The organism is Hymenobacter sp. HDW8 (genome assembly GCF_011305775.1).
In the GTDB taxonomy this organism is placed as follows: domain Bacteria; phylum Bacteroidota; class Bacteroidia; order Cytophagales; family Hymenobacteraceae; genus Hymenobacter; species Hymenobacter radiodurans.
Map to the genome: position 1 here is coordinate 1,231,015 of NZ_CP049907.1, position 25,985 is coordinate 1,256,999.

Annotated in this window: 18 protein-coding genes; 17 read left to right on the forward strand and 1 reads right to left on the reverse strand. The window is 56.3% G+C overall.

The features are described from left to right. Positions 1–126: 126 nt before the first annotated feature. Complete coding sequence (locus G7064_RS05050; protein ID WP_166072726.1) at positions 127–2,469, reverse strand: heavy metal translocating P-type ATPase; 2,343 nt, start codon at positions 2,467–2,469, stop codon at positions 127–129. Positions 2,470–3,040: 571 nt separating this feature from the next. Between G7064_RS05050 and G7064_RS05055 the strand changes: the two genes are divergently transcribed. From G7064_RS05055 to bglX, 17 genes are all read left to right on the forward strand, one after another. Further along, positions 3,041–3,541: a hypothetical protein gene (locus tag G7064_RS05055; protein ID WP_166072727.1), complete on the forward strand. Its 501-nt coding sequence runs from the start codon at positions 3,041–3,043 to the stop codon at positions 3,539–3,541. A 190-nt stretch (positions 3,542–3,731) separates the two neighbouring features. After that, positions 3,732–4,799 carry a heavy metal-binding domain-containing protein gene (locus tag G7064_RS05060; protein ID WP_166072728.1) on the forward strand — a complete coding sequence of 356 codons (1,068 nt, stop codon included), beginning with the start codon at positions 3,732–3,734 and terminating at the stop codon, positions 4,797–4,799. A 242-nt stretch (positions 4,800–5,041) separates the two neighbouring features. Continuing rightward, positions 5,042–6,205, forward strand: coding sequence for a TolC family protein (locus G7064_RS05065; RefSeq protein ID WP_166072729.1), 1,164 nt, complete (start codon positions 5,042–5,044; stop codon positions 6,203–6,205). Further along, complete coding sequence (locus G7064_RS05070; RefSeq protein WP_166072730.1) at positions 6,202–6,801, forward strand: hypothetical protein; 600 nt, start codon at positions 6,202–6,204, stop codon at positions 6,799–6,801. The genes G7064_RS05065 and G7064_RS05070 overlap by 4 nt, the downstream gene beginning before the upstream one ends. Continuing rightward, positions 6,798–7,958 (forward strand): efflux RND transporter periplasmic adaptor subunit, encoded by a 1,161-nt coding sequence (locus tag G7064_RS05075; RefSeq protein WP_166072731.1) that lies wholly within the window; start codon positions 6,798–6,800, stop codon positions 7,956–7,958. Before G7064_RS05070 ends, G7064_RS05075 begins: the two co-directional genes overlap by 4 nt. 269 nt (positions 7,959–8,227) lie before the next feature. After that, the gene (locus G7064_RS22715) at positions 8,228–8,713 is read left to right on the forward strand and encodes an efflux RND transporter permease subunit (RefSeq protein ID WP_262888642.1); all 486 of its coding nucleotides are present in this window, start codon (positions 8,228–8,230) and stop codon (positions 8,711–8,713) included. Further along, positions 8,680–11,400: an efflux RND transporter permease subunit gene (locus tag G7064_RS05080; RefSeq protein WP_262888643.1), complete on the forward strand. Its 2,721-nt coding sequence runs from the start codon at positions 8,680–8,682 to the stop codon at positions 11,398–11,400. The genes G7064_RS22715 and G7064_RS05080 overlap by 34 nt, the downstream gene beginning before the upstream one ends. A gap of 272 nt (positions 11,401–11,672) precedes the next feature. Continuing rightward, complete coding sequence (locus G7064_RS05085) at positions 11,673–12,056, forward strand: response regulator (RefSeq protein WP_205711214.1); 384 nt, start codon at positions 11,673–11,675, stop codon at positions 12,054–12,056. Beyond that, a complete protein-coding gene (locus G7064_RS05090) occupies positions 12,053–13,099 on the forward strand; it encodes an adenylate/guanylate cyclase domain-containing protein (RefSeq protein ID WP_166072733.1) in 1,047 nt (348 codons plus the stop codon). Before G7064_RS05085 ends, G7064_RS05090 begins: the two co-directional genes overlap by 4 nt. Before the next feature lie 99 nt (positions 13,100–13,198). Continuing rightward, positions 13,199–14,695 (forward strand): M28 family peptidase, encoded by a 1,497-nt coding sequence (locus G7064_RS05095; protein WP_166072734.1) that lies wholly within the window; start codon positions 13,199–13,201, stop codon positions 14,693–14,695. Positions 14,696–15,322: 627 nt separating this feature from the next. Then, entirely contained in the window at positions 15,323–18,325 is a 3,003-nt protein-coding gene (locus G7064_RS05100; RefSeq protein WP_166072735.1) for a SusC/RagA family TonB-linked outer membrane protein, read from the forward strand. A gap of 65 nt (positions 18,326–18,390) precedes the next feature. Continuing rightward, positions 18,391–19,509, forward strand: coding sequence for a RagB/SusD family nutrient uptake outer membrane protein (locus G7064_RS05105; RefSeq protein ID WP_240935744.1), 1,119 nt, complete (start codon positions 18,391–18,393; stop codon positions 19,507–19,509). Next, the gene (locus tag G7064_RS22230) at positions 19,488–19,949 is read left to right on the forward strand and encodes a RagB/SusD family nutrient uptake outer membrane protein (RefSeq protein ID WP_410505546.1); all 462 of its coding nucleotides are present in this window, start codon (positions 19,488–19,490) and stop codon (positions 19,947–19,949) included. The genes G7064_RS05105 and G7064_RS22230 overlap by 22 nt, the downstream gene beginning before the upstream one ends. A gap of 217 nt (positions 19,950–20,166) precedes the next feature. Next, positions 20,167–21,528: a glucoamylase family protein gene (locus tag G7064_RS05110; RefSeq protein ID WP_166072736.1), complete on the forward strand. Its 1,362-nt coding sequence runs from the start codon at positions 20,167–20,169 to the stop codon at positions 21,526–21,528. 121 nt (positions 21,529–21,649) lie between these two features. Next, positions 21,650–22,879, forward strand: coding sequence for a family 43 glycosylhydrolase (locus G7064_RS05115; RefSeq protein WP_240935746.1), 1,230 nt, complete (start codon positions 21,650–21,652; stop codon positions 22,877–22,879). Then, on the forward strand, positions 22,786–23,406 hold the full coding sequence (locus tag G7064_RS22235) for a discoidin domain-containing protein (RefSeq protein WP_240935861.1): 621 nt from the start codon (positions 22,786–22,788) through the stop codon (positions 23,404–23,406). Before G7064_RS05115 ends, G7064_RS22235 begins: the two co-directional genes overlap by 94 nt. Positions 23,407–23,633: 227 nt before the next feature. Then, positions 23,634–25,949, forward strand: a complete 2,316-nt coding sequence (gene bglX, locus G7064_RS05120; protein ID WP_166072737.1) for a beta-glucosidase BglX — start codon at positions 23,634–23,636, stop codon at positions 25,947–25,949. The last annotated feature ends 36 nt before the right edge of the window (positions 25,950–25,985 follow it).

A 25,985-nucleotide genomic window follows, 5' to 3' on the forward strand; every position in this document is an offset into this window, starting at 1 on the left:
TGCCAAAATTCCGTCCGTCATGCAGAGCGGAGCGAAGCATCTCGGCAGCGGTAGTAGGATTACCAACCTAATATCAGCACGCGAGATGCTTCGCTCCGCTCTGCATGACAAACGAAAAATCAACGACTACACCTTAGCGGCGCGTAGCCGTAGCGAGTTGGTGAGCACCGACACAGAGCTGAGAGCCATAGCTGCGGCAGCTAGCATGGGCGAGAGCAGCCAGCCGGTGAAGGGATACAGCAGGCCCGCGGCAATAGGAATACCGAGCGTGTTGTAAACGAAGGCGAAAAATAGGTTCTGGCGGATGGTGCGCATAGTTTGGCGAGAGAGAAGCAGGGCCGTGACTACCCCGTTGAGGTCGGAGCGCATGAGCGTGATGCCGGCAGCTTCCATGGCCACATCGGTGCCGCCGCCCATCGCTAAGCCTAAGTCGGCCTGCGCCAGCGCGGGCGCGTCGTTGATGCCGTCGCCCACCATCGCTACGATGCGGCCTTCGGCTTGCAGCGCCTTTACTTTACTGGCTTTATCCTGAGGCAGTACTTCGGCGAAAAAGCGCGTGATGCCGACCTGCTGTGCTACTTTGGCGGCGGTTTGCTGATTGTCACCAGTCATCATGACCACTTCCAAACCCTGCCGTTGCAGTTCCCGAATAGCCGCCGCCGATGTTTCGCGCACGGTATCGGCCACGCCAAATAAGGCGACAATTTGCCCCCCAATGGCCGCATAGAGCACCGTTTTGGCCTCATCCAGTAATCGGTCAGCGGCTTCAAAAGAGGCGGGAGTTAGTAGTATGTTATGTTCCTCTAGCAGCCGACGGTTGCCAATAAGTACCCGCTGGCCTTGCACAGTAGCTGCCGCCCCGCGCCCTTCATAAGCCTGGAAATCAGCAGCAAGCAATGATGCCACGCCCTGCGCATCCGCGTAGCGTACCACAGCCTCAGCCAACGGATGTTCCGACTGCCGCTCCAGTGCTGCTAGCGTAGCTAACACGGATGCCTGATCCGTGCTGGGGGGCAAATTCAGGGGGATAAAGTCCGTCACGGCGGGCTCGCCGCGGGTGATAGTACCTGTTTTGTCGAGCAGCACCGTGTTTACCTGATAGGCTTTTTCCAGTGCCTCCGCGTTGCGGATCAGCACACCATGTTCAGCCCCTTTGCCCGTACCGACCATGATGGCCGTGGGCGTAGCCAACCCCAGCGCACAGGGACAGGCAATGATGAGCACCGCCACAAAATTGACCAAAGCCAGCGGCAAACGAGTAGCCTCCGGAGCGGCCAGAAACCAGACTACGAAGGTCGCAATGGCAATCATAACCACGACCGGCACAAACGCGGCGCTCACCTTATCAGCGAGGCGCTGAATGGGTGCGCGGCTGCCTTGGGCTTCTTCCACCAGCTTCACAATTTGCGCCAGCATGGTTTCGTGGCCTACTTTGGTCACTTGGAAGCGGAAGGAGCCGGTTTTATTCAGCGTAGCCCCAAATACCGGGTCACCGGTCTTCTTTTCTACCGGCAGGCTTTCGCCCGTCAGCATAGCCTCATCCAGCGCCGAGCGACCTTCTGTGATAACGCCGTCGGTGGCTACTTTTTCGCCGGGCCGCACAAGTACGATGTCATTCAGCCGAACTTCTTCTATTGGAATATCCACTTCCTGACCGTGGCGCACGACGCGGGCCGTTTTGGCTTGCAGATCCATCAGCGCCCGAATGGCGGCCGACGTACGTTGCTTAGCCCGGCTTTCCAGCACTTTACCCAGCAGAATCAGGGCAATGATGGTGGCCGTGGTGTCGTAATACACCTCCGGCATCAGGCCCTGACGCATAAACCAGCCCGGCACCAGCGTGGCGGCGAGGCTATACAGAAAAGCCGCGCCGGTGCCCACGGCAATGAGCGTATCCATGCTGGCGGTGCGGTGGCGCAGCCCATTCCAGGCCGACACGTAGAACTCGCGCCCGCTATACAAGAGCACGGGCAGCGTGAGCAGTAATTGTACATAGTTGAGCACCGGCATCGACACGCGCTGCATCAGCGCCGGCCACAGCATCATCATCGATAGCGGCATGATGATGGCCGCCAGCGCAACTGCTACCCAAAACCGGCGCAGCAGTTTGCGATAAGCAGCCGCTTTGCGCTGAGCTAGCTCCTCATCGGAGCCTAGCACCCCAGCCGCCACCGGCGTTACGGGCTCGTGCACGGCGTATCCGGCCTGCTCCACCGCCGCCCGCAGACCAGCTCGATCTATTTGAGTAGGCAGAAACTCGACAGTCGCTTTTTCGCTGGCCAGATTAACGGTAGCGCGCTGCACACCGGGCGTACGACTCAAGGCCCGCTCCACAAAATTGGAGCAGGAAGCACAGGTCATGCCCTCTATATTGAGCGTTGTGGTTTCAGTAGTAACGTTGGGGGGCAAATTTGCCGGCTCGCCGGGAGTCGGCACTTGCGAAGGCGATGGTGCTGACGTAGTATTCATAAAACAGGGAATTTCATTGGTAACAAAAGCCGGGACTGAAAACGTCCAAAACGCTATACAAAGTAACGTCTGCCAGCCCCAGATGGAGGTGCGCAATTCGCGCTAGGAGGTATAGAGTTTTGCCCTTGCGGCGCATCTGTTTGCTTTGTCTGATCTTTAAGTTGTCAAGCAGCACAGCGCGAAGCCTCTCGGGCTAACTCAGTCTTACGCCAAGGGGTCATGCAGAGCGGAGCGAAGCATCTCGCGTGCTGACGTCTGATTAGTACCCTAACGGCGCGAGCGAGATGCTTCGCTCCGCTCTGCATGACGGAACACGGCATGATGCGCGCGCTTTAACGGTCCTTGCTGCGTTGGCCAGAGGGTTCATAATTAGGCTCTAGGATTACAGAACTGTGGCCCAACACGGAAACATCAGCAGCCCACAGCGCTTTGTTAACGTTGAATATGTACTTCCGGCGGGCAATTGTAAGCATGCTGACTTTCAACACTAGCAATTCAATATTACCTCACAAGTAGAGCGCATTTGCTTGCGAGTGAACAACTGACGTAAGTTTGTCGTTAAGAATTCGCCATGTACAAACTCACTGCTCCTGTTCGTCGCCGAGTGGCCGCCAGCTTGCTGGGGGTCTTTCTGAGCGTGTTCGCAGTGCAGTTTCTGTGCTTGTGCTTTGGCGTGCAGTCCCGCAGTTTGCCCCAGCATGTGGCGGGCACGGAGCAGCACAGCCACGCCGCTGGCACGCCAGCTCATAGCCACGCCACGAGCACTCCGCACGAGCACAAAGCAGTTTCTCATCATCACGATCAGGACCACGCTTCGGACGATAAGCAAGGGCAGAAAGACGAATGCTGCCGCGACAAAACCTCGACTTTTTTCGCGTCGCTCACGCATCCGCCCAAGGTTAGCTTCGACAAGGCAATGCCCCTGCACCTGGCGCTGCCTCCAGCCAGCAGCTTTGCATTAACTCATTTTGAGGCATGGGACCGTTCGCAACCTGTGTTGCTGGTGCCACCCGCCCATCTGAAACCCAAGATTCCCGATATCCGGGTATTTATCGGTTCCCTGACTATTTAAGGTTTCGCGTCTGAAAAGGTCCGCGCTGCCCCGGCTTGTCCGTGGGCTGGCGCGGACCTTTTCGCGTGTCTGGTCGGGCTTTGGGCTGCGTCGCACTGCAAGCCTTCGACCTCCCCTCCTCCCACCATTCCTGACTTCACACAAAAAGCCCCCCAGGGCTTCATTTCGCATTTATCACCTGTTCCTTTTTATGAAAAACCTACTATCTGTGGGCCTGCTCCTAGCTGGCCTCTCCCTCTCAACCACCAGTTGCTCTGATAACGCTTCAAACAGCTCGCAAACCGCCGCCGATGGCCATGACCACGAGCACGGCACGGAAGCAAGCGCTACCCACGCCGGCGAGCATATTTATACCTGCCCAATGCACCCCGAAGTGGTGAGCAACGAGCCCGGCAAATGCCCCAAGTGCGGCATGACCCTGGAACACACCGACGGCGCCAATAATGATGGCAAAACCTACCGTATGGCGTTTACTTCAGCGCCCGCTCAGCTTGCCGCTGGTAAGCCCGTCACCTTGTCTTTCCTACCTCAGATTGAAGGTCAGGAAAAAGTGCCTGTGCCGCTGGCTGTACTACACGAGAAGAAAATGCACCTCATCATTGTGAGCAAAGACTTGTCGGAGTTCTACCACGAGCACCCCGAGTTCACGGCCGATGGCAAGTATAATGTGCCTTTCACCTTCAAAACCGGCGGCGACTACGTGCTCTACCAAGACTATCAGCCGGAGGGCGGCGCCCACCAGCTGGGTCGCCAGGAAGTGGCGGTTGCCGGTCCGAAGAAAGAGTCGGTAAAGTTTACGGATGACCAGATGCGCTGGCAGAAAAACGGCTACGAGGCTGTATTGTCCTTCGATAAGACTGTGCAAGTAGGTCAGCCTTTGGCCTTACAAGTGAACGTGAGCCGCAATGGTCAGCCCGTCACCAACCTCGACAACTACCTCGGCGCGCTGGGTCATATGGTGGTCATCAGCGAGGACACCAAGCAGTATTTACACGTGCACCCCGGCGACGCGGGCGCCAACCGTGGCCCTAGCATCGGCTTCCAAACAGGCTTCGAGCAGGCCGGTATATACCGCGTTTTCCTGCAGTTTAATCATGGGGGGCAAATTCACACCGCCGACTTCACCGTGAACGTAGCCCCAGCCGCCGGCGCCACGGCAGCCGCCACCTATGAGTGCCCCATGAAGTGCGAGGGCAGCGCCAGCACCCAGCCCGGCAAGTGCCCCGTGTGCAACATGGACTTAGTAAAGAAAAGCTAAAGCCATCCAATGAGACCGTCATGCAGAGCGGCAGCGAAGCATCTCGCGTGCTGATATTAGGTTGGTAATCCTACTACCGCTGCCGAGATGCTTCGGCGTCGCCTCTGCATGAAAACCGGGTGAGACCAAAAACGAGAATCAAGAAGTAACAATAGAGTCAATTCTCAGTGAATAAACTCCTTGCATATTCATGTAAACACTTCAAGCTGAGGCTACTGGCAGCGCTTGGGATGTTATTGCTTGTGCTTCCGGCGCGCGCCCAGCAAGTGCTTAGCCTGGATAGTGCCCTGGCGGGCGCCTTGCGGGTGAGCCCGGCGCTGCGGCAGGCGGGGGCGGAGCAGCGCGAGCAGGAAGCATTGCGGCGGGGGGCTTTTTCGCTGATAAATCCGGGCATTATTGTGGAAAGCCCCACGGGGGAATTCTACACGCTGGGCGCTCAGCAGACCTTCGAATTTCCGACCGTGTACACTCGCCAGGCCCAGGTTGGCCGGGCGCAAGTGACGTTGGCTCAGCGCAACCAACAGATTAGTCGCAATACGGTGCAGCGCGAGGTACGCCTGAGTTACTTAGCTCTGCAAATAGCCGAAACCCAACAGCGCCAACTGGCTAGCCAAGACAGCCTCCTCCGCACCCTCGCTGCTGCATCCGAGCGCCTCTACGCCGCCGGCGAAGTCGATTATTTGCAACGGGTAAGCACCGAGGCCGAGTCGCGGCAGGCAACCAACCGCCTTCAGCAAGCCGCCGCTGACCGCCGCGCTGCCCAGGCCCGGCTGGCGCTGCTCCTGGGTCAGCCTACCAACGAGCTGACCACCGGCGCCGATTTAGTGGCCTCAGGCACAGTGATTTTGCCCCCCAGCCCAGTCGTGACCCCAACGGATAGCGCGCAACTCCAAGCCAATCCGCAGCTGGCGTTTGCCTTGCAAAACATCGAGGTGAGCCGCTTGAATCTGCGTTTGGCGCGGGCGCGAGCCTTGCCGGGGGTAATACTCGGTTATCAAAACCAAGGGGAGCGGGATTCGCCCATCAAGAACCGTTTTCAAGCGGGCTTGTCGCTGCCGCTTTATTTCTGGACCTACCGCTCACAGGTGCGAGCGGCCGACGCCCGCTTGCAGGCTTCGTTGGCGCAAAGGGCAGCTACTACGCTGGAAGTCAGTCGCGAATACCAGCAGGCGCTGGCCGACGCAGCTAAGTTTGAAGCAAGTGTGCGCTATTTCCAGCAAACTGGTTTGCCCCAGGCTACCACCATCGTGCGCACGGCTCAACGGCTCTTTAAGGCCGGGGAAGTGAGCTACTACCTGTTCGTGCAAAGCGTTAATCAGGCCTTCCAAATCCGCACCGACTACCTAGATGCGGTGCGCGGCTACCAGCAAGCGCTTATTCAACTCAACTTTTTACGCGGCCAATGAAAACCTATCTGATTCTCATTCTGCTTCTTGGCACCTTGGGTTTTGGGGCGCCACCAGCCATGGCCCACGGCGGCGAAGACCACGGCGAAACCGCCACAGCCACGGCGGCGGGCGCCCAGTATTTCTCCGTTACAAACCAGTCAACGCAGTTTGAGCTCCTGCTGCGCTACGAGCCAATCAAGGCCGGCGAGCCCGCTCACTTGCGCCTGTTTGTATCAGACTTTGCCACCAACGCGCCCATCTCCGGTGCGCGCCTCACCTTCACGGTGCCCGAAAACGACAAGCTCCAATTCGCGGCCACGCCCCAAGGACCCGGCGAGTATTTGGTGGAAGGCCAGTTTCCCGCCAACCAAGCGTACAGCTTCACGGTGAACATTATAGCCGGCAAGCGGGCCGATTTGATGCTCCTTAAAGGCATAGTGGTGGGCAAGGAGCTGCCCGTTGCGGCGGCAGCACCAACTACAGAATCTTTTCTGACTTGGAAAATGGGATTACTGCTGCTGGGGGGCTTTTTGGCGGGCGTCGCCCTTACCGCTTTGCTTCTCCGCCGCCGCACCCGCGTCACCAACGCCCAACCGCCCTTGGTACACTCATGAAAACGTCCCCAAAATCATCCTTCCACCATTGGAAAGCAGCCAGCCTCCTGCTGACAACTCTGCTTTGTGGCCTGTTCGCGGTTTTCCTGCCCCCGCCCCGTCCGTTGGCAGCCCACGGCGGCGAAGACCACGGCGCAACGGCCACCGCTTCCGGCGTTACCTCCGGCGCCCCAGATGAGGTAGTTATGCCCAAGGAAAGCCAGTTTCTATTTGAGATTCGCACCCAGCTAGCGACTTCTGATACCCTGCTCACGCGCCGCACCTTACTGGGCCAAGTGACGGCGGCGCCCGGCGGGGAAGGCCGCGTCGTTGCGCCCCAAACCGGCCGTTTAGTAACGCTGAATGTGCGCGTAGGGCAGAACGTGCGGGCCGGTCAAGTACTGGCGGTGCTCGATCAAACCCTAGCTGCCACCGAGCAGATTGGACTAGCCACCGACCGTGCCAACGCCCAGGCCGAGCTACGCGCCGCCCAGCAAGACTACGCCCGCCTCAAAAGTATCGAGGATATAGCCGCCCGCAAAGACGTGGTTGCCGCTGAGCTGCGCCTGCGCCAGGCCCGCCAAAACGCTGGCATTCTAAACAACCAAGGCAGTCAGCGCCGCGTCGAGCTGCGGGCGCCCATTACAGGCACCGTCGATGTGTTCGGGCTGGCCGTGGGGCAGCAGGTAAATCAAGGCGATGAGCTGCTGCGCGTTATCAACCCTGGCCAGCTGTATGTGCAGGCGCAGGTGTTTGCCGCCGATATGAGTCAGGTGAATGAAGCCGGCCGGTTTGTAATTGAAGGTCTGCAAGATGGCACCTCGGTACCGGCTCGCTTAGTGTCGTTCAGTAACGTGGTGAACCCCGTGAATCAGGCCCGCGAGCTGGTGCTGTCCGTGCAGGGTAACACTACGCTCCGGACCGGCCAAAGCGTGAATGTGCGCGTGCAAACCCGCGGCGCCGAGGCCCAACTTACCGTGCCCACCAGCGCCGTTACCGACGTCGGGGGCCGCCCGGCAGTCTTCGTGCACACGGCCCCGGAGGTGTTCAAACTTCGCTACATCCGCCCCGGCGCCGCCGATGACCAGCAAACCACCATCACCGAAGGTTTAAGCGAAAACGAGCGGGTAGTGACGCAGAATACCTACCAGCTGAAGTCCGTGTATTTGAATCAGTAATTGCATTTATAACCTAAACAGGTGGTCATGCCGAGCGCAGCGAAGCATCTCGCGTGCTGACGTTGCCACGGTAACCCAATCGTCAGCACGCGAGATGCTTCGCTGCGCTCGGCATGACGTTCTTTTTGAATAAAGCTCCCCTGTCAACTCCGCGCTGCCAGAACAACGCTCGCTCCAGCCATGCTCGACCGAATCATTCGCTTTTCCCTTGAAAACCGCCTGCTCACGCTGGCCTTCGCCCTGGCGCTGCTCGTGGGGGCTTTGCTACGTTGCGTGGCCTGCCCGTCGATGTGCTGCCCGACCTGGACCGTCCCCGCGTAACGGTATTCTTGGAGGCACCCGGTATGGCCCCGGAAGAGGTAGAAGCCCTCGTGACGCGGCCCGTAGAAACGGCACTAAACGGCGCTACCGGCGTGGAGGCGGTGCGTTCCAACTCGGCTGTGGGACTGGGCATGGTGTTCATCGAATTCAACTACGGCACCGACATCTTCACGGCCCGACAAATCGTGAGCGAGAAGCTGCAAACCGTACAGGAGCAATTGCCCGAGGGAATCTCGCCGGTGCTAGGCCCTATTTCCTCCGTTATGGGCCAGATAATGCTCGTCGGTCTGACCAGCGGCCACACCCCGCCGGCCACCAAAGACACAATTTCCCCCAGAACCAGCCAAAGCCCGAACAACACACCAACGCCGCTGACCTGCGCACCCTTGCCGACTACACCGTGCGCCAGCGCCTGCTCAGCATTGCGGGCGTAGCCCAGGTTATCCCTATTGGCGGTGAGCAGCGCCAGTATCAGGTGCTCGTTGATTTGCCCCGGCTTAATGCTACGGGCTTAACTATCAATCAGCTGGAAGAAGCCCTGCGCCAGTCGAACCTGAATACTACCGGCAACTTTTTCGACCGCAACGGCTCCGAAGTACTCATTCGCAACTTAGGCCGCTTGCGCTCGGTGGAGGATATCGAGAACATTATCGTGAGCTACCGCGATGGCTCGCCCGTGACGGTGAAACAAGTGGCTACGGTGCAGTTTGGGGGGCGTTTTAAGCGCGGCGACGGCAGCGTAAACGGTCAGCCCGCCGTTATTCTCAGCATCGAAAAGCAGCCCGGCGCTAGCACCCCCGAGCTCACTCGGCAGATAGAAGCCGCCCTTGCCGACTTACAGCCTTCCCTGCCGGCCGACGTTCGTTTCAACACCCGTTTGTTCCAGCAGGCCGAGTTTATCAACGCCTCGCTCACCAACGTGGAAGAAGCCCTGCGCGACGGGGCCATTCTGGTAGTGATTGTGCTGTTCGCTTTCCTGCTGAACGTGCGTACCACCGTTATTTCGCTCACGGCCATTCCGTTATCCTTGCTCGTTACGGCGCTGGTTTTCAAGCTAGGGGGCATTTCTATCAACACCCTTACGCTCGGCGGCCTGGCAATTGCCATCGGTGAGCTGGTGGATGACGCCATCGTGGACGTGGAAAATGTCTTCCGGCGCTTGCGCGAAAACCGGCAGCTGGCCCAGCCACGCCCGGCTTTGCAGGTGATTTATGAGGCTTCCAGCGAGGTACGCAACTCCATTGTGTACGCCACCATTATTGTGGTGCTTGTGTTCTTGCCCTTGTTTGCGCTGTCGGGTATGGAAGGGCGAATTTTTGCCCCCCTGGGCGTGGCTTACATCACCAGCATCATCGCGTCGCTGTTTGTTTCTTTGACTGTGACACCGGTGCTGTGCTACTATTTGCTGCCCAAAATGAAGATGCACGCCGAGCAGGACAGTCGCTTGGTGCGCTGGCTGAAGGCGAAGGACACGCGCCTGCTGAGCTTCGGTTTTCGGCATCCCAAGCTGATTCTAGGCACCACGGGGCTGCTGTTTGTGCTGGCGGCGGCCACGGTACCTTTCTTCGGCACAGAGTTTTTGCCGCCCTTTAACGAAGGCTCGCTCACGGTTAACTTTTCCGCCCCCGCCGGCACTTCTCTGGCGGAGTCGAACCGCTTAGGTACCATTGCCGAAAAGCAGATGTTACAAGTGCCGGAAGTAGCCTATACGGCCCGCCGCACCGGTCGCGCCGAGCTGGACGAGCACGCCGAATCGGTGAATAACTCTGAAATAGAAGTAGCCTTCAAAACCGACGCGGAGTTGGAGAAAGCCGGCTTGGAGCGCCGTGAAAAAGACGTCATCCTAACCGATCTGCGCCAGCGCCTGAGTTTGCTGCAGGGCGTCAGCGTGAACGTGGGGCAGCCCATTTCCCATCGCCTCGACCACCTGTTGTCGGGCGTGCGGGCCCAGGTCGCCATCAAGGTTTTTGGCAACGACTTACTCGAATTGCGCCGCTACGCCAACGAAGTTCGCGACGTGGCCGCCACGGTGCCGGGCGTGGTCGATTTGCAGGTCGAAAAGCAGGTGCAGGTGCCTCAGCTGCTCATCCGCCCCCGCGAAGATGCCATTCGGGCGCTGGGCTTGCCCCGCGGCGAGGTAGTGCAGGACCTGGAAACGCTGTTTCAGGGCGCCGTCGTATCGCGCATTTTGCAGGGGCAGCAAAGCTTCGAGCTCATTGTAAAGCTGCCAGATTCTCTGCGCGCCGACCTCAACCAAATTGCCCAAACCCGCCTTGAAACGCCCAGCGGCGGCTTCGTACCCGTAAGTGCCGTGGCCGACGTGAGCTACGAGCCCGGTCCCAACACCATCAACCACGAAAACACCCAGCGCCGCATCACCATTTCGGCCAACGTCGCCGGCCGTGACCTGGGCAGCGCCGTGCAGGAAATGCAGCGGCGCATTCGCGAGCAGGTGAAGCTGCCCACAGGCTACTACCTCACCTATGGGGGGCAATTCGAAAGTCAGCAGGCGGCCAGCAGCCGGATTCTGTGGCTGAGTTTGTTCTCGCTGGGGGGCATTTTTCTGGTGTTGTACGCCCACTTCAAATCCTGGCTGCTCGTCGCCCAGATTATGCTCAATATTCCGCTGGCCCTTATCGGCTCGGTGGCGGCTGTGCTGCTCACGGGCGGCACGCTCAGCATCGCCTCGCTGGTCGGTTTTATCACGCTCACTGGTATTGCTTCGCGCAACGGCATCATGATGATTTCCCACTACATCCATCTGGTGGAAAAAGAGGGCGAATCGTTCTCCGACCAGATGATACTGCGCGGCTCCTTGGAGCGCCTCGTGCCCGTGCTGATGACGGCGCTCGTCGCAGCCCTGGCCCTCGTGCCACTGACCCTAGCCAAGGATGCGCCTGGCAAGGAAATTCTGTATCCGGTGGCCGTGGTCATTCTGGGGGGCCTTTTGTCCTCCACGTTGCTCGATATCATCGTCACGCCGGTCGTGTTTCGGTTGCTGGGTCGCAAAGCCTTGGAGCAATACCGCCAGAACCACTCCGCCCCCGCCCTTACCGCCTCCTTGGACGCGCCCCCTTTCACGCCGCTCACCGATCAAAATCCGGCTCCCATAATCCACTAATTTTCCATCTTACAGCATTACTTAAGCTATATTCAAATCGTATAGCAAAGCTGAGCGTATGCTGTGCAGCTTGTGGCGCTAGCGCTCAAGTCTGAAGCAACATGCCCGTATGGTTGAAGTCATTATCTTCTGCCCTATTTGGCCTGTTCACTCGCGCATAATGGGTCTAACAGGAAGGCTGCTTTTCAAAAGTGCGGCCTCTTGTTGTAGCCGATTACTTATTTACCGATTTAAAGACAAAATCATCTTCCAGTAGTACTACCTTCGCCATGATGAAAATATTAGTAGTTGATGATGAGCCAGACGTGCGCCAACTATTTGAGCAGCGTTTTCGGCGAGAAATCCGCAATGGCGTGTTCTCCTTCACCTTTGCTTATTCGGGCGAGGAAGCCCTTGAGTACCTGCATGATCACTTCTCGGAGGTTGTCCTGATCTTATCCGATATCAATATGCCCGGCATGAGTGGGCTGGAGCTGCTGCGGCGCATCAAGCAGGAGCACCCTACGCCGCCCCCGCCCACGGTGATGATGATTACGGCCTACGCCGACCAGGAAAGCCACCGACAAGCGATGCAATTGGGAGCCAATGACTTCCTCACCAAACCAGTAGACTTCTCAGCCCTGAAGGAAAAGTTGATTTCCATGGAAAAGGCATGAAAACAAAGATTTTAGTTGTAGACGACGAAGCTGATTTAGAGCTGCTGATTAAGCAGAAATTCAGGCGCAAAATCCGGGAGAATCAGTACGAGTTTCTGTTTGCCAGCAACGGGCAGGAGGCGCTTTCCCGCGTGGCCGAAAATCCCGATACGGATATTATTCTCTCCGATATCAATATGCCCGTCATGGATGGGCTCACTATGCTTACCAAGCTGCACGAGGCACATACGGCCATCAAAACCGTAATGGTTTCGGCCTACGGCGACATGCAGAATATCCGCACGGCCATGAACCGCGGCGCCTTCGACTTTGTGTGCAAGCCCGTCGATTTTAATGACTTAGAGCTCACTATCGAGAAAACCATCGTGCAGGTAAAGCAGCTGCGCGAAACGCTTCAGGCAATTCAGGAAAACAACATCCTGAAGATGTACGTGGACGAGACGGTGCTCAATTTTATGGCCCGCCCCGATTTTGAGAACAAGCTATTGGCTAGCGAAACGGTTGACGCCACGGTCGTTTTCATTGATATCTGTGGCTTTACCTCCTTGTCGGAAGTTTTGCCCCCCGGCGATGTGGTGAACATGCTCAATTCTTATTTCGATAAGATGGTGCGCGAGATTATCGCACACAGTGGCTACATCGATAAGTTCATGGGCGACGCAGTGATGGCCGTATTCCGGGGCGAGTACCACCTTGACCGCGCCATCGACGCGGCCCTCTCGGTGCGCAGCCTGATAGCCGCCAGCCCGGGCACCCTCACCGATGGCTCACCCTACCAACCACAGGTTTCCATCGGCATCAATACGGGCGAAATGGTGTCCGGCAACATCGGTTCTGCCTCGCTTAAGCGCTTGGATTACACCGTAATTGGCGACACGGTAAACGTAAGCCAGCGGCTGCAAGGCGCCGCTCAGCCCGGCCAGATTATCGTTACCGAAGCGACCTACAACAGGATAAAAGAGTCGTTTCAGTGCCGTCAGGTGGGTGAGGTCAGCCTGAAGAACAAGTCAAAACCCATCATGACTTATGAGGTCGTAGCCTAGAATTAAGTCCTCATCAAATACTAGAACGTCATGCAGAGCGGCCGCTCTGCATGACGTTCTTTCGTAAAGTCTTTGTCAAAGCGTTCTCCTCCTACCTCCATGAAACACGCTATACTTTCTCGTTTCCTTCTGTCCGGAAGTTTGCTAGGGCTGTTGCTCCTAAATAGCGGCGCGGCCACAGCCCAGCGTAGCCCTTTCGCCGGCGACAAACGCTCAGCCATCAAGGAAGAAGATTTAAAGCGTGACTTATTTGCCATTGGTGGCGACCATTTTCGGGGCCGTGAGGGCGGCACGTTAGATGAGCTAAAAGCCTCCGTTTGGATAGCCGAGCAGGCCCGGGCAATAGGCCTCCAGCCCGCCGGCGACGATGGCACATATTTTCAGTTCTTTCACATTCAGCGCACCCGCCTCACCAAAGACAGCCGCCTGAACATTGGTACGCACCAGCTCACCCACGGCAAGGATGCCATGATTTTGGCCCCCGGTGTGGCTACTATAAATGCCCCCCTGATATTTGTGGGCACCGGTACGGCGGCTGAAATGGCCAACATCGACGTGAAAGGCAAAGCCGTGGCTATCCTGTTTTCGGGCACGCCATCAGCTGACTTAAGCTACCGCCGGTTTGTGGGGCAAACCATGCGCGACAAATCTGTGGAACTAGTGAAAGCAGGTGCCGTGGCTGTTGTGTTCGTGTCAGATGCGCGAGCCCAGAACTTATATGAAAACTGGACCACCAGCTACGAGCGCGGCCGCTACAGCTTGCCCGGCGAGGTTGCTACCAAAGTAGTTGAGCAGGCGCCCACCGTTTGGCTGCCCGCCGAAGCGTTAGCTTGGGTCCGCCAGCCGGGCCAGCAGCTGACGGCTACCCTGAAAGTGGAAACCTTCGCGTATCCATCGGTAAATATTGTGGCGACAGTGCCCGGCACCGACGCGCAGCTGAAAAAGGAAAACGTACTGTTCAGCACCCACCAAGACCACGACGGCGTGCGCAAAATCGTGGCCGGCGACTCCATCTGGAATGGCGCCGACGACAACGCGACGGGCTGCGCGGCATTGCTCGCTACGATGCGCGCTTTCAAGCAAAAACCAGCCAAGCGCACTGCTTTGTTTGTGTTTCACGGCGCCGAAGAGCGCGGGTTGCTTGGTTCGCGCTACTACGCTGCCCATCCTACCGTGCCGCGTGAATCAATTGTGGCGGTGCTGAATGCGGAAATGCTGGGGCGCAATGCTCCGGATAGCGCGGCGCTGCTGGGCTCGCAACCGCCCCATCGCAACTCCCTTGGTTTGGTCAATACGGCTCTGGCAGCCAACCAAGCCAGCGCCCAATTTAAACTCGACACGCTCTGGGACAAGCCCACTCACCCCGAAGGCTGGTACTTCCGCTCCGACCACCTTTCCTATGCCCGCCTCAATATCCCATCCATCTGCTACACCACGCTGCTGCACAAGGATTACCATACGCCCGAAGACGAGCCAGAGCGCATTAATATTCAGAAACTAGCCGGCGTCACCCGCTGGATTTACCTGACGGGCTGGGCCGTAGCCAACCAAAAGGAGCGCCCCGCTGTAGACAAAGATTTTAAGCTGGAACGATAGCCAAAAATCACGCTGGGGGGCTTTTTTGGCCTTAAATCCTGATTATCAATAGGCAAATTTGCTGCGGCAGAAAGCATAGAGGTTGACGATGAACTCGTCAACCTTTTTTGTGCCCGCTCAGATAGCCATTTAATACTGCCCGGACACAACCTTACGCAGTCTAGAACAGTACTGCTTGTACGGCTGCAGTTATTTGCTTCGTTCGCTCTAAACAAAATAAACAGCCGATAGCTAGTACCGATCTGCTGGATTAGGAAAGACAGAGACCCAGGCTATTCGAAAAGCCCCCTGCCCAGCCCGACGCGGCCCTCCTACATGATGAGCAAATGGTTGCGTGTTTTTTCGATTCGCTGCCTGTCGTTTGAGTACCCTCCGTGCGTAGGAGGCCCGATTAACATCGCTGCTGCCTCATATGCAGAGCCAACAAGCTTCTTCACCTTTTCCAGTGCTACGTGTCATCTAGTAAACCCAAGACTTGGAATTGACCCGCAAACGATTGCGCTTTCCTCCTGATTTGGTTGCAGTTATACAACTGACGAGTAATGCCTGTAGTCTCCAATTAGGGGCGCATTCCGGCATCTGAAGTACTCTCTGATTTCTATTTCCCACTCCAAACCCTTCCTTTATATGCACCCTCTTCTACACTTCCCTGGGCTTCCTAGGTGTGTTAAGCAGCTTACGGCCCTGGCGGCGCTCGGGGCCGTTTTGTGCGCCGGCAGCGCCCCAGCCTACGCCACCGCTGAATCCTCGCCTATTACCAACCTGGCCCAAACGCCGGCCGACATTACCGTAACCGGCCGCGTAATTGACGAAACGGGTGGGGGCCTGCCCGGTGTAAATGTAGTGGTGAAAGGCACCAGCAACGGTACGGCTACCGATCCTGAGGGTCGCTATACTATCACCGCCCCGGACAACGGCACGCTGGTTTTCTCCTTTGTGGGCTACAACCCGCAGGAAGTAGCCATCGGCGGCCGTACCACCATTGATATCAATCTTGCGCCTAATACGCAGGCACTGGGCGAGGTGGTCGTTACGGGCTACGGTACGCAAAGCAAGCGCGACCTCACCGGCGCCGTGGCCCGCGTGGAAGGCACTGAGATTGTCAATCAGCCTGTGCAGACTGCTACCCAAGCATTGCAAGGCAAAATCTCTGGGGTACAAATCACGAACAACGGTGCTCCTAACTCCCAACCCGTCGTGCGTATCCGAGGAACGGGTACCCTGCTGGCTGGCGCTAACCCGTTGTATGTGGTAGACGGCGTGCAAACCACTGATATCCGCAACCTGAGCAACGCCGACATTGCAACCATTGATGTTTTGAAAGATGCGTCGGCGGCAGCTATTTATGGTGTGCGGGGGGCAAATGGTGTTATTATCATCACCACCAAGCAGGGCAAAGAAGGCAAACCGGTGCTCAGCTACAGCGCTACGGGGGGCTTTAAGCAAGCAGCTCGCTTGGTAGATATGGCCAGCGCCGACCAGTATGTGAACTACCTGGGTGATGTTTCGCCTAGCACCAACATTCCGAATTTCACGGGCACTACCAACTGGTACGACGAGATCCTGCGCCGCAGCACCTTCCAGAATCACAACATAGCCGTGTCGGGTGCGAGTGAGAACGTGCGCTACTACTTCTCTGGCAATTTGCTTCAGGATGACGGTATCGTCATCAATAACAAGTTTCAGCGCCTGACGGTACGTTCTAACACCGCCTTCGACCTTTCGGATAAGGTAACGATCAGCTCGCAGGCATCCTTTAGCCACGCCAATACGCGCGACGTCAACATAGGAGCCGCTTATGGCAACGCCTACCGCGCGGCCCCCATTATTCAGTCCAAAGTAGGCGACCGATACGGGAACACCTCCGCCTTCGGCAACGTAGGCAACCCATTGCTGGATATCGAGAAGAACAACAATAAGTCGTTGGAAAACCGCTTGCAGAGTACCGTGGCCGTAGATGTAAAGCCCATTACTGCGCTTACCCTCCGCTCGGCCATCAACCTCGACCTCAACTACAATAACCGTCGCGTCTACGACTACCAGTATCGCAACGATGAGGTCACGTTCCTGACGGCCGGTGGCAACCAGCGCTCAGACCGTAGCAACCTGAACGTGACGCAGAACAATAACTCCCGCTATCTCTGGGAAAATACTGCCACGTATCAGCAGCGCTTCCTCGATAAGCACGACCTGACTGTGCTTGTCGGTACTGTGGTAGAGAAAGGCTTTGATAATCAGTTTTCGGCCGCCCGCCGCGATGTGCCCGTCGACCCAAACCAGTGGTACTTAAACGCGGGCGACCCAAACTCTTCGGTGAACGGTTCGGCAGCCTCGAAGGATAGCCGGCTATCGTACCTCGGGCGCATTAACTACGCCTTCCTCGACCGTTACCTCTTCACCACTAACCTCCGCCACGATGCTACTTCGCGGTTTAACCGCGACCAGCGCAACGGCTTTTTCCCCTCAGTGGGCTTGGGCTGGGTAGTGTCGGATGAAGCCTTTTTGAAAGGTAATACCATACTGAACTTCCTGAAGCTGCGTGCCAGCTACGGCCAGCTTGGCAACGACCAGATTCCGGCCGATACCTACATCGTGACGGCTAACTCGAATATTCCCTACGTTTTTAATGGTCAGCCAGTATTGGGAGCCACGATTACGGAAATTAAAGACCAGGATGTGCGCTGGGAAACCACCACAGAGTATGACTTCGCGGTAGAGTTCGGTTTGCTTGACAACCGCCTGACGGGCGAAGTAACCTACTACGACAAGACCACCTCCGACGCTCTAATTCCGATTAACATTCCTGGCATCTTAGGTGACCCCAACAACCAGTTTATCACCAACGCCGCTGATATCACCAATAAAGGCGTGGAAACCTCGCTTAACTGGCGCACCAACATTGGCGAAAGTGCCGACTGGAGCTACAACATTGGGGTGAATGCTACCTTCAACAAAAACCGCATTGCCGAGCTAAACGGCGGGCAAGCATTGTTTGCCGGTGCGAACAACGTGACGCGCTCCGACAACGGCGTGGCGGCGGGCAGCTTCTACCTGCTCGATGCTATTGGCGTGTACCAATCTGCTGATGAAATTGCCAGCGGCCCCCGCTCCACTTTCAACCCTCAGGTAGGCGACCTGAAGTATGCCGACACCAACGGCGATGGCACCGTTGACTTGCTTGACCGCTCTTATTTCGGCTCTTATCAGCCTCCTGTTTACTATGGTGTAAATGGGGGGCTAAATTTCCGGAATGTGGACTTCTCCTTCGTGTTTTCGGGCAACCTGAATAACAAGGTATATAATGCCAAAAAGCAAGCACGTAACGCCAGCACCGATAACGTCGAAGCCAGTTTCGCCGATGATCGATGGACGGCCGCTAACCCTTCCAACTCCGATCCTCGGTCCCTGATGAGCAGCATGCCCAACTCGACCTACTTCCTGGAATCGGGTTCGTTTTTGCGCCTCACCAACGTGGTAGTAGGCTATTCGATACCAGTAGCTGCCCTCGAGCGTTTTCGCATGACTTCGCTCCGCGTATTTGCTGCTGCCCAGAACGTGTTTACGGTAACCAACTACAGCGGCTTCACGCCAGAACTGTCCGGTGGCCCCTCGACTCAGGTATCGAGTTAAATAGCTACCCTATTAGCCGCACCATCACGCTGGGGCTGAACGTCAACTTCAAATAAGCTACGCCGATGTATTTCTCTATTCCCACCTCTCTCCCGCGCCGTGCCGGTACGGCTGCCTTAGCCCTGGCCCTAGTGATGGTCAGCGGCTGCAAAGATTTCCTTGATGTAGCTCCCCAAGGTCAGTTGAGTGAAGATGCAATTCGCAATGATCCAGCCGCAGCTCAAAAGCTGGTCGATGGGGTATACAACGTCATGTACCTAGGGGGATTTGGCCCCGATGTTCATGGTTTGCAGTATGTTATCATGACCGATATTGCCTCCGACGACTCTGATAAAGGCAGTACTCCGAGTGACTATGGCGATGCGCTTACCATCGACAATTTTACGCTAACCTCCAGCAATGGCACCCCCAATAACGTTTGGAATGGGTACTTCCAGGGCATAGGGCGCGCCAATCAGGCCTTGGACAAAATTCCATTGAGCCCTGCGCCTGAAGCAGATAAAAACCGTTTGATCAGCGAGGTTCGCTTTCTGCGCGCTTACTTCTACTTCAACTTAGTGCGCCTTTTCGGAGGAGTGCCCTTGCTTGACCGCGTACCTCAAACCTCGGAGATTAACAGCCCAGAGTTTCAGCAGCGTGCTACCGCCGATGCCGTTTATGATTTCGTCATCAGCGACCTACAATTTGCCGCTGATAACTTACCGTTAAAAGGTGCCACCCAGACGGGGCGGGTTACGAAAGCGGCTGCGCAAGGCATGCTAGCTAAGGTGTACCTGTATCGCAAAAACTATCAGCAGGCCTACAATCTGACTAACGAGATCATTCAGGGTCGCTCGGGAACGTATGCATTGCAGGAAAACTACGCGGATATTTGGCGTACGGCGGGTGCTAATGGGCCCGAATCTATCTTTGAGGTGCAGGCGGGTGTTAGTGCTTCCTGCAACAACTCCGCAGTGGAGCTATACACCGTATCGCAAGGTCCGCGCTCGGGTGGCCGGGGCGGCTGGGCCGACTTAGGCTTCGGTTTCAATACGCCTACCACGTCGCTGGCCAGTGCCTATGAGTTGAACGACGTACGGCGAGCAGCCAGTATTATCTTCATTCAGCCAACGGCCCCGCGGGCCAGCGCTCCACCGGCACTGTACTGTGGGACGGCTTTCGCATTCCGAGCAAAGACTCGGTAGAAGGCTTCCGCTACAGCTACAAAGCATACCATAGCCGCACCCGCGAAGCTAATTGCGGTAACAACGACTTCTTGCCTAAGAATATTCGGGTGTTACGCTATGGCGAGATCCTGCTCATCAATGCTGAGGCTGCCCGGCAAATTGGCAACACTACCGCTGCGGCTACGAGCTTGAACTTGGTGCGTCGCCGCGCTGGCTTAGCACCCATTCCGGCTCCTACCCTCGAGCAAATCTGGTGGGAGCGCCGCGTGGAGCTTGCTCTTGAGCACGACCGGTTTTTCGACCTGGTTCGTCAGGAAAGTGTGATTCCTGGCCGCATCGTTCCCATTTTCGCGGCCCAAGGCAAAACCTTCGTGAAAGGCAAGCATGAGCTATTTCCCATTCCGCAGGCCCAGATTGACTTAAGCGGCGGCCAGCTGACGCAGAACCCCGGGTATTAATGAAACTTGACAAACACTACTAGACTAGGGCTAGAAAGCTAGTTCCCCTCCTCAGTTGAGGAAGGGTTAGGGGTGGTTGACAATCGTTACCCATTTTCTAAGACTATATATAGTTCTTGTTCTAGCGTCATCAACCATCCCTAGCCCCTCCTCAACCGAGGAGGGGAACTAGCTTTCTAGCTTCCTAGCCCTATTTATACGTCGCCTAAGCTGACTTATGAAAGCAAAACTTCTCCTACTTCTGTATCTGCTGCTACCTGGATTTTTAGTTGCCCAGCAAAAACCAGCGCCCAAAAAAGCCCCCCAGACCACCAAATTCGACCCGCGCCAACGGCCCCGTAATCTCTCGGACGAGCAGCTACTGGACTTGGTTCAGCGTCAGACGTTTCGGTACTTCTGGGACTTTGGGCACCCGGTATCGGGTATGGCGCGCGAGCGGAGCAACGTGGCCTACGAGTATGGCGGCGAAGTAGTAACCACCGGCGGCACGGGCTTCGGCATTATGGCCATCATTGTGGCCGCCGATCGGAAGTGGATTACGCGGGACGAAGCGGCGGCGCGAATCCTGAAAATCGTGAAGTTTCTGGGGAAGTCGGATTCATTTCACGGCGTGTTTCCGCACTGGCTGAATGGGGAAACCGGCAAGGTTATCCGCTTTAGCCAAAAGGACGACGGTGGCGACTTAGTGGAAACTTCCTTCCTGTTTCAGGGGCTGATTTGTGCCCGCCAATACTTCACCCAAGAAAACAAAACGGAGCAGGAACTGCGCAACCGCATTCTGTGGATGTGGGAAGGCGTAGAATGGAACTGGCACCAGCAAGGGGGGCAAAATGTACTTTACTGGCACTGGAGCCCCAACAACGGCTGGAGCATGAACCACCAGATTCATGGCTGGAATGAGTGCCTGATTACTTATGTCATGGCGGCCTCCTCACCTAAGTTTCCCATCGACAAAAAGGTGTACGACCAAGGTTGGGCCACCGGCGACTACTTCAAGAATGGTAAGGAGTTCTACAAAATCAAGCTGCCCTTGGGCTTCGACTACGGCGGACCGCTGTTTTTCTCGCACTACTCTTTTCTGGGCATCGATCCGCGTGGGCTTAAAGATCAGTACGCCGACTACATGCAGCAAAACCAGGCCCACACCCGCATCAACTACGCCTACTGCGTCGACAACCCAAAGAAGTATAAAGGCTACGGACCCAACAGTTGGGGCCTTACTGCCTCAGACAGCCACAAAGGTTACGCGGCCCACTCCCCGTCTGAAGATTTGGGCGTGATTTCGCCCACTGCCGCCCTATCGGCTATGCCTTACGCGCCGGCCGAGTCGATGGCGGCCTTGAAGCACTTCTACAACGATCTGGGGGACAAAATATGGAGCGAATACGGCTTTGTAGATGGCTTCAGCGAGCACCATAATTGGTACGCCAAATCGCACCTCGCCATCGACCAAGGCCCTATCATCGTCATGATTGAAAACCACCGCACCGGTCTCCTGTGGAAGCTATTCATGAGCAGCCCCGATGTGCAGCGCGGCCTTACCAAACTCGGCTTTGAAAGCCCTCAGATTAAGAAATAATTCCTCTGAACGTCATGCAGAGCGCAGCGAAGCATCTCGCTCGCTGTCGTTGAGATTACTACCCAGTAGAGATGCTTCGGCAAGCTCAGCATGACAGACGATTTAGTTTTCATTAATGCCCATGCTCAGAACCCTGCTCTTGTGCTTTGCTGCGTTGCTGAGTTTGGTTACTCAAGCTCAACCAACGGCCAGTCCTGGCCAGCGGACGTATTGCAACCCACTAAACCTGGATTACGGCTACACGCCCATTCCTGACTTTGCAGTTTCGGGTAAGCACCGCGCTACGGCCGACCCAGTTATCACTTTGTTTAAAGGTGACTATTACCTTTTTTCAACCAACCAATGGGGCTACTGGCACAGCAAAGACCTGTATAGCTGGGAGTTCGTTTCGCGGTCCTTTCTCAAGCCTCACCATAAAGTCTATGACGACTTGTGCGCGCCGGCCGTGTTTGTAATGGGCGATACGCTGCTGGTATTTGGCTCGACGCACGAGAAAAACTTCCCTATTTGGATGAGTACCAACCCTAAGGCCAACGAGTGGAAAGAAGCCGTGGAGCCCTTCCAAATCGGCGCTTGGGACCCTGCTTTTTTCCTGGACGATGATGGCAAGCTGTATCTGTACTGGGGCAGTAGCAACGAGTTTCCACTCTACGGCCAGCAGATCAACCGCAAGACTTTTCAGCCTATTGGGCAGCCCAAGGAAATGTTTGGCCTGAATGACGAGCGGTTTGGCTGGCAACGGTTCGGCGAATACCTCGATAACACCTTCCTCGACCCATTTATGGAAGGCGCCTGGATGAATAAGTACCAGGGTAAATACTACCTCCAATACGGCGCGCCTGGCACCGAATTTAGCGGCTACGCCGACGGGGTGCAGGTGAGCGACAAGCCCTTGGGACCGTTCACCCCGCAGCCCCACAACCCGTTTGCTTACAAGCCCGGCGGCTTTGCCCGCGGCGCCGGCCACGGCAACACTTTCCAGGATACGTACGGCAACTGGTGGCACCTCTCCACGATGGTGGTATCGGTGAAAAACAACTTTGAGCGGCGCCTGGGGCTTTGGCCCGCGGGCTTCGATAAAGACGGCGTGCTGTACAGCAACACCAGGTTTGGCGACTATCCGCACTACTTACCTAACGGCCCCGCTGACCATCTCAAAAGTCGCTTCACAGGCTGGATGCTGCTTAACTACCAGAAGCCGGTGCAGGTATCTTCGAAGCTGGGGGCTTTTCTGCCAACTTCGCCGTTGATGAAAGCATCAAAACCTACTGGAGCGCCGCCACCGGCAACAAAGGCGAATACCTCCAGACCGATTTGGGCAACCTCAGCACGGTGCATGCCATCCAGATAAACTACGCCGACCAAGACGCAGAATTTCTAGGTAAGCAACAAGGTACATACCACCAGTACAAGCTCTGGCACTCCCAGGACGGCAAAAAGTGGAAGATGCTGGTGGATAAAAGCCAGAACAAAACCGACGTCCCGCACGACTACATCGAACTAGCCGAGCCAATAAAAACGCGCTACCTCAAGCTCGAAAACATCCACATGCCCACCGGCAAATTTGCCATCAGCGGCCTGCGCGTATTCGGCAAAGGCAACGGCTCAGCACCTGAAGCCGTGAAGAATTTCATCGTGCTGCGGACTGAAAAAGACAAGCGTAGCGCCTGGCTCAAATGGAAAGCCGTCGACAACGCTCACGCCTACAATATCCACGTTGGCATCAGCCCCGATAAGCTCTACAATTGTATCATGGTGCACGGCTCCCCTGAGTTTTACTTCAAAGGCATGGACAAAGAACTCCCCTATTATTTCACCATCGAAGCCATCAACGAAAACGGCATTTCAACCAGAATACCAGTCGTGACGGCTAAGTAGGAAAATGAATAACGCTGTCACACATCAACAATAGAACGTCATGCAGAGCAGAGCGAAGCATCTCGCGTGCTGATGTTGCCAAGCTAAACAACCAAACATGCGAGATGCTTCGCTCTGCTCTGCATGACAAACGTCCTAAACAGCCGCCTAAGCTGAGCATTCATACTACTTCTGGGGAGCTTTTTCACCTCCCTTTTGCGCTCCAAACCCATCCTATCCTTTCTCACATGAAAAGAACGTTCCGCACCGCTTTGCTTCTGTCTTTGGGGCTTTTGCTGAGCCCGACGCTGCAAGCCCAGACCGCTGTTGCTCCGCCTTCCAGTGTCAATACCCAGAAGATGAATCAGTTTGTGGAGGCGCTGATGAAAAAGATGACGCTGGACGAGAAAATCGGCCAGCTGAATCTGGTGTCGGTGGGATTTGACGTAACGGGGCCGGTGGTCAGCAAAGACGTAGACGCCAACATCCGGAAAGGAAATGTGGGCGCGGTACTCAATACGTACACGCCGGTGGCGGCGCGCAAGCTGCAAGAGCTAGCCGTGAAAGAGTCGCGTCTCAAGATTCCACTGATTCTGGGCTACGACGTTATTCATGGTCACCGCACCATCTTCCCCATTCCACTGGGTATGGCTGCCAGTTGGGACCTAGCCGCCATGGAGCGCAGCGCCCGAATTGCGGCTGAAGAAGCCGCTGCTGATGGTATTAACTGGGTGTACTCGCCCATGGTGGATATTGCCCGCGACCCGCGCTGGGGCCGCATTGCCGAAGGGGCCGGCGAAGACCCCTACCTCGGCGCCCAGATCGCCCGCGCGATGGTGCGCGGTTACCAAGGCACCGACAACGATATGAGCAAGCCCACCAACGTGATGGCTTGCCTCAAGCACTTTGCCCTCTACGGTGCCGCCGAAGCTGGCCGCGATTACAATACCACCGACATGAGCCTAGTGCGCATGTACAACGAATATCTGCCCCCCTACAAAGCTGCTATCGAAGCCGGAGTGGGTTCGGTAATGACGTCATTCAACGATATCAACGGTGTTCCCGCCACGGGCAATAAATGGCTAATGACCGACTTGCTGCGCACGCAGTGGGGCTTCAATGGCTTCGTGGCTACCGACTATACCGCCATCAACGAGATGGTGGCCCACGGCATGGGCAACGACGCGCAAGTGTCGGCCCTGGCGCTGAGCGCAGGTACGGATCAGGACATGGTGGGTGAGATTTTCCTGAAAAACCTGGCGAAAAACTTGAAAGACGGCACCGTCAAGCAAGAGCAGATTGACCTAGCCTGCCGTCGGGTGTTGGAGGCCAAATACAAGCTCGGTCTATTCCAAGACCCCTACCGCGGCGTGACGGAAAAGCGCGCCAAGGCAACTATGATGAAGAAAGAGTTCATCGCCGATGCGCGCAGCATCAGTCGCAAGAGTATGGTGTTGCTCAAAAACGACAAGAACACGCTGCCGCTCAAAAAGACTGGTACAATTGCGCTGATAGGTCCGCTGGCCAACCGCCAACGCGATATGATTGGCTCTTGGAGCGGCGCCGGCGACTGGAAACAAGCCGTTTCCTTGGAGCAAGGCATCAAAAACGTAGCTAGCAGCGTGAAGATAGTGTACGCCCAAGGTGCCAACATCACCGATGATGCGCAGATGATTGAGCGCCTCAATGCCCACGGTGGCGACCTGAACATTGACAAGCGCACGCCCGAAGCCATGATTCAGGAGGCGGTGCAAGCGGCCCAGAGTGCCGATGTGATAGTAGCCGCTGTAGGCGAATCGCAGGGCATGACGGGCGAGGCAGCCAGCCGCGCCGATATCAGCATTCCGGCTCCGCAGATGGAATTGTTGAAAGCCCTGAAAAAGACAGGTAAGCCGCTGGTATTGGTGCTGATGAACGGCCGGCCCATGGCGCTGAGCTGGGAAAACCAGAACGCCGATGCAATTCTGGAAACCTGGTTTTCGGGCACGCAGGGCGGCAACGCTATTGCCGATATACTGTTCGGCGACTACAATCCATCGGGCAAAATTACGGCTACGTTTCCGCAGGTTGTGGGTCAGGTGCCGCTCTACTACAACCACAAAAGCACCGGCCGCCCCTTCAACGGCACCGACAAGCTCGACAAGTACAAGTCGCGCTACTTGGACGTGAGCAATGACCCGCTGTATCCTTTCGGCTATGGGCTGAGCTACACCACATTCAGCTACAGCAAGCCGGAACTCAGCAAAACCTCTATCAAGCAAAACGAGCCGCTGGAAGTGCGCGTAACCGTGCGCAACACCGGCAACTACGACGGTGAAGAAACCGCCCAGCTCTACATCCGCGACATGGTTGGCTCTATTACCCGACCGGTAAAAGAATTAAAAGGATTCCAGAAGGTGACCTTGAAAAAAGGCGAAAGCAAAATCCTCACCTTCCGCCTCACCCCTGACGATCTAAAGTTCTATAACAACGACCTGAAATTCTTGTCGGAGCCCGGCGATTTTCAGGTGTTTGTTGGTGGCAATTCCCGCGATGTACAAGAAGCCGCGTTTAAGCTGCAATAACCGTTTTAGACTGAATGAATACAGCCAGCCTGATGC

Excerpts from the sequence above, each read along its gene's own strand:
- G7064_RS05050 (WP_166072726.1), bottom strand. The coding sequence starts at position 2,469 with ATGAATACTACGTCAGCACCATCGCCTTCGCAAGTGCCGACTCCCGGC.
- G7064_RS05055 (WP_166072727.1), top strand. The coding sequence starts at position 3,041 with ATGTACAAACTCACTGCTCCTGTTCGTCGCCGAGTGGCCGCCAGCTTG.
- G7064_RS05060 (WP_166072728.1), top strand. The coding sequence starts at position 3,732 with ATGAAAAACCTACTATCTGTGGGCCTGCTCCTAGCTGGCCTCTCCCTC.
- G7064_RS05070 (WP_166072730.1), top strand. The coding sequence starts at position 6,202 with ATGAAAACCTATCTGATTCTCATTCTGCTTCTTGGCACCTTGGGTTTT.
- G7064_RS05075 (WP_166072731.1), top strand. The coding sequence starts at position 6,798 with ATGAAAACGTCCCCAAAATCATCCTTCCACCATTGGAAAGCAGCCAGC.
- G7064_RS05085 (WP_205711214.1), top strand. The coding sequence starts at position 11,673 with ATGAAAATATTAGTAGTTGATGATGAGCCAGACGTGCGCCAACTATTT.
- G7064_RS05090 (WP_166072733.1), top strand. The coding sequence starts at position 12,053 with ATGAAAACAAAGATTTTAGTTGTAGACGACGAAGCTGATTTAGAGCTG.
- G7064_RS05095 (WP_166072734.1), top strand. The coding sequence starts at position 13,199 with ATGAAACACGCTATACTTTCTCGTTTCCTTCTGTCCGGAAGTTTGCTA.
- G7064_RS05100 (WP_166072735.1), top strand. The coding sequence starts at position 15,323 with ATGCACCCTCTTCTACACTTCCCTGGGCTTCCTAGGTGTGTTAAGCAG.
- G7064_RS05105 (WP_240935744.1), top strand. The coding sequence starts at position 18,391 with ATGTATTTCTCTATTCCCACCTCTCTCCCGCGCCGTGCCGGTACGGCT.
- G7064_RS05110 (WP_166072736.1), top strand. The coding sequence starts at position 20,167 with ATGAAAGCAAAACTTCTCCTACTTCTGTATCTGCTGCTACCTGGATTT.
- G7064_RS05115 (WP_240935746.1), top strand. The coding sequence starts at position 21,650 with ATGCTCAGAACCCTGCTCTTGTGCTTTGCTGCGTTGCTGAGTTTGGTT.
- bglX (WP_166072737.1), top strand. The coding sequence starts at position 23,634 with ATGAAAAGAACGTTCCGCACCGCTTTGCTTCTGTCTTTGGGGCTTTTG.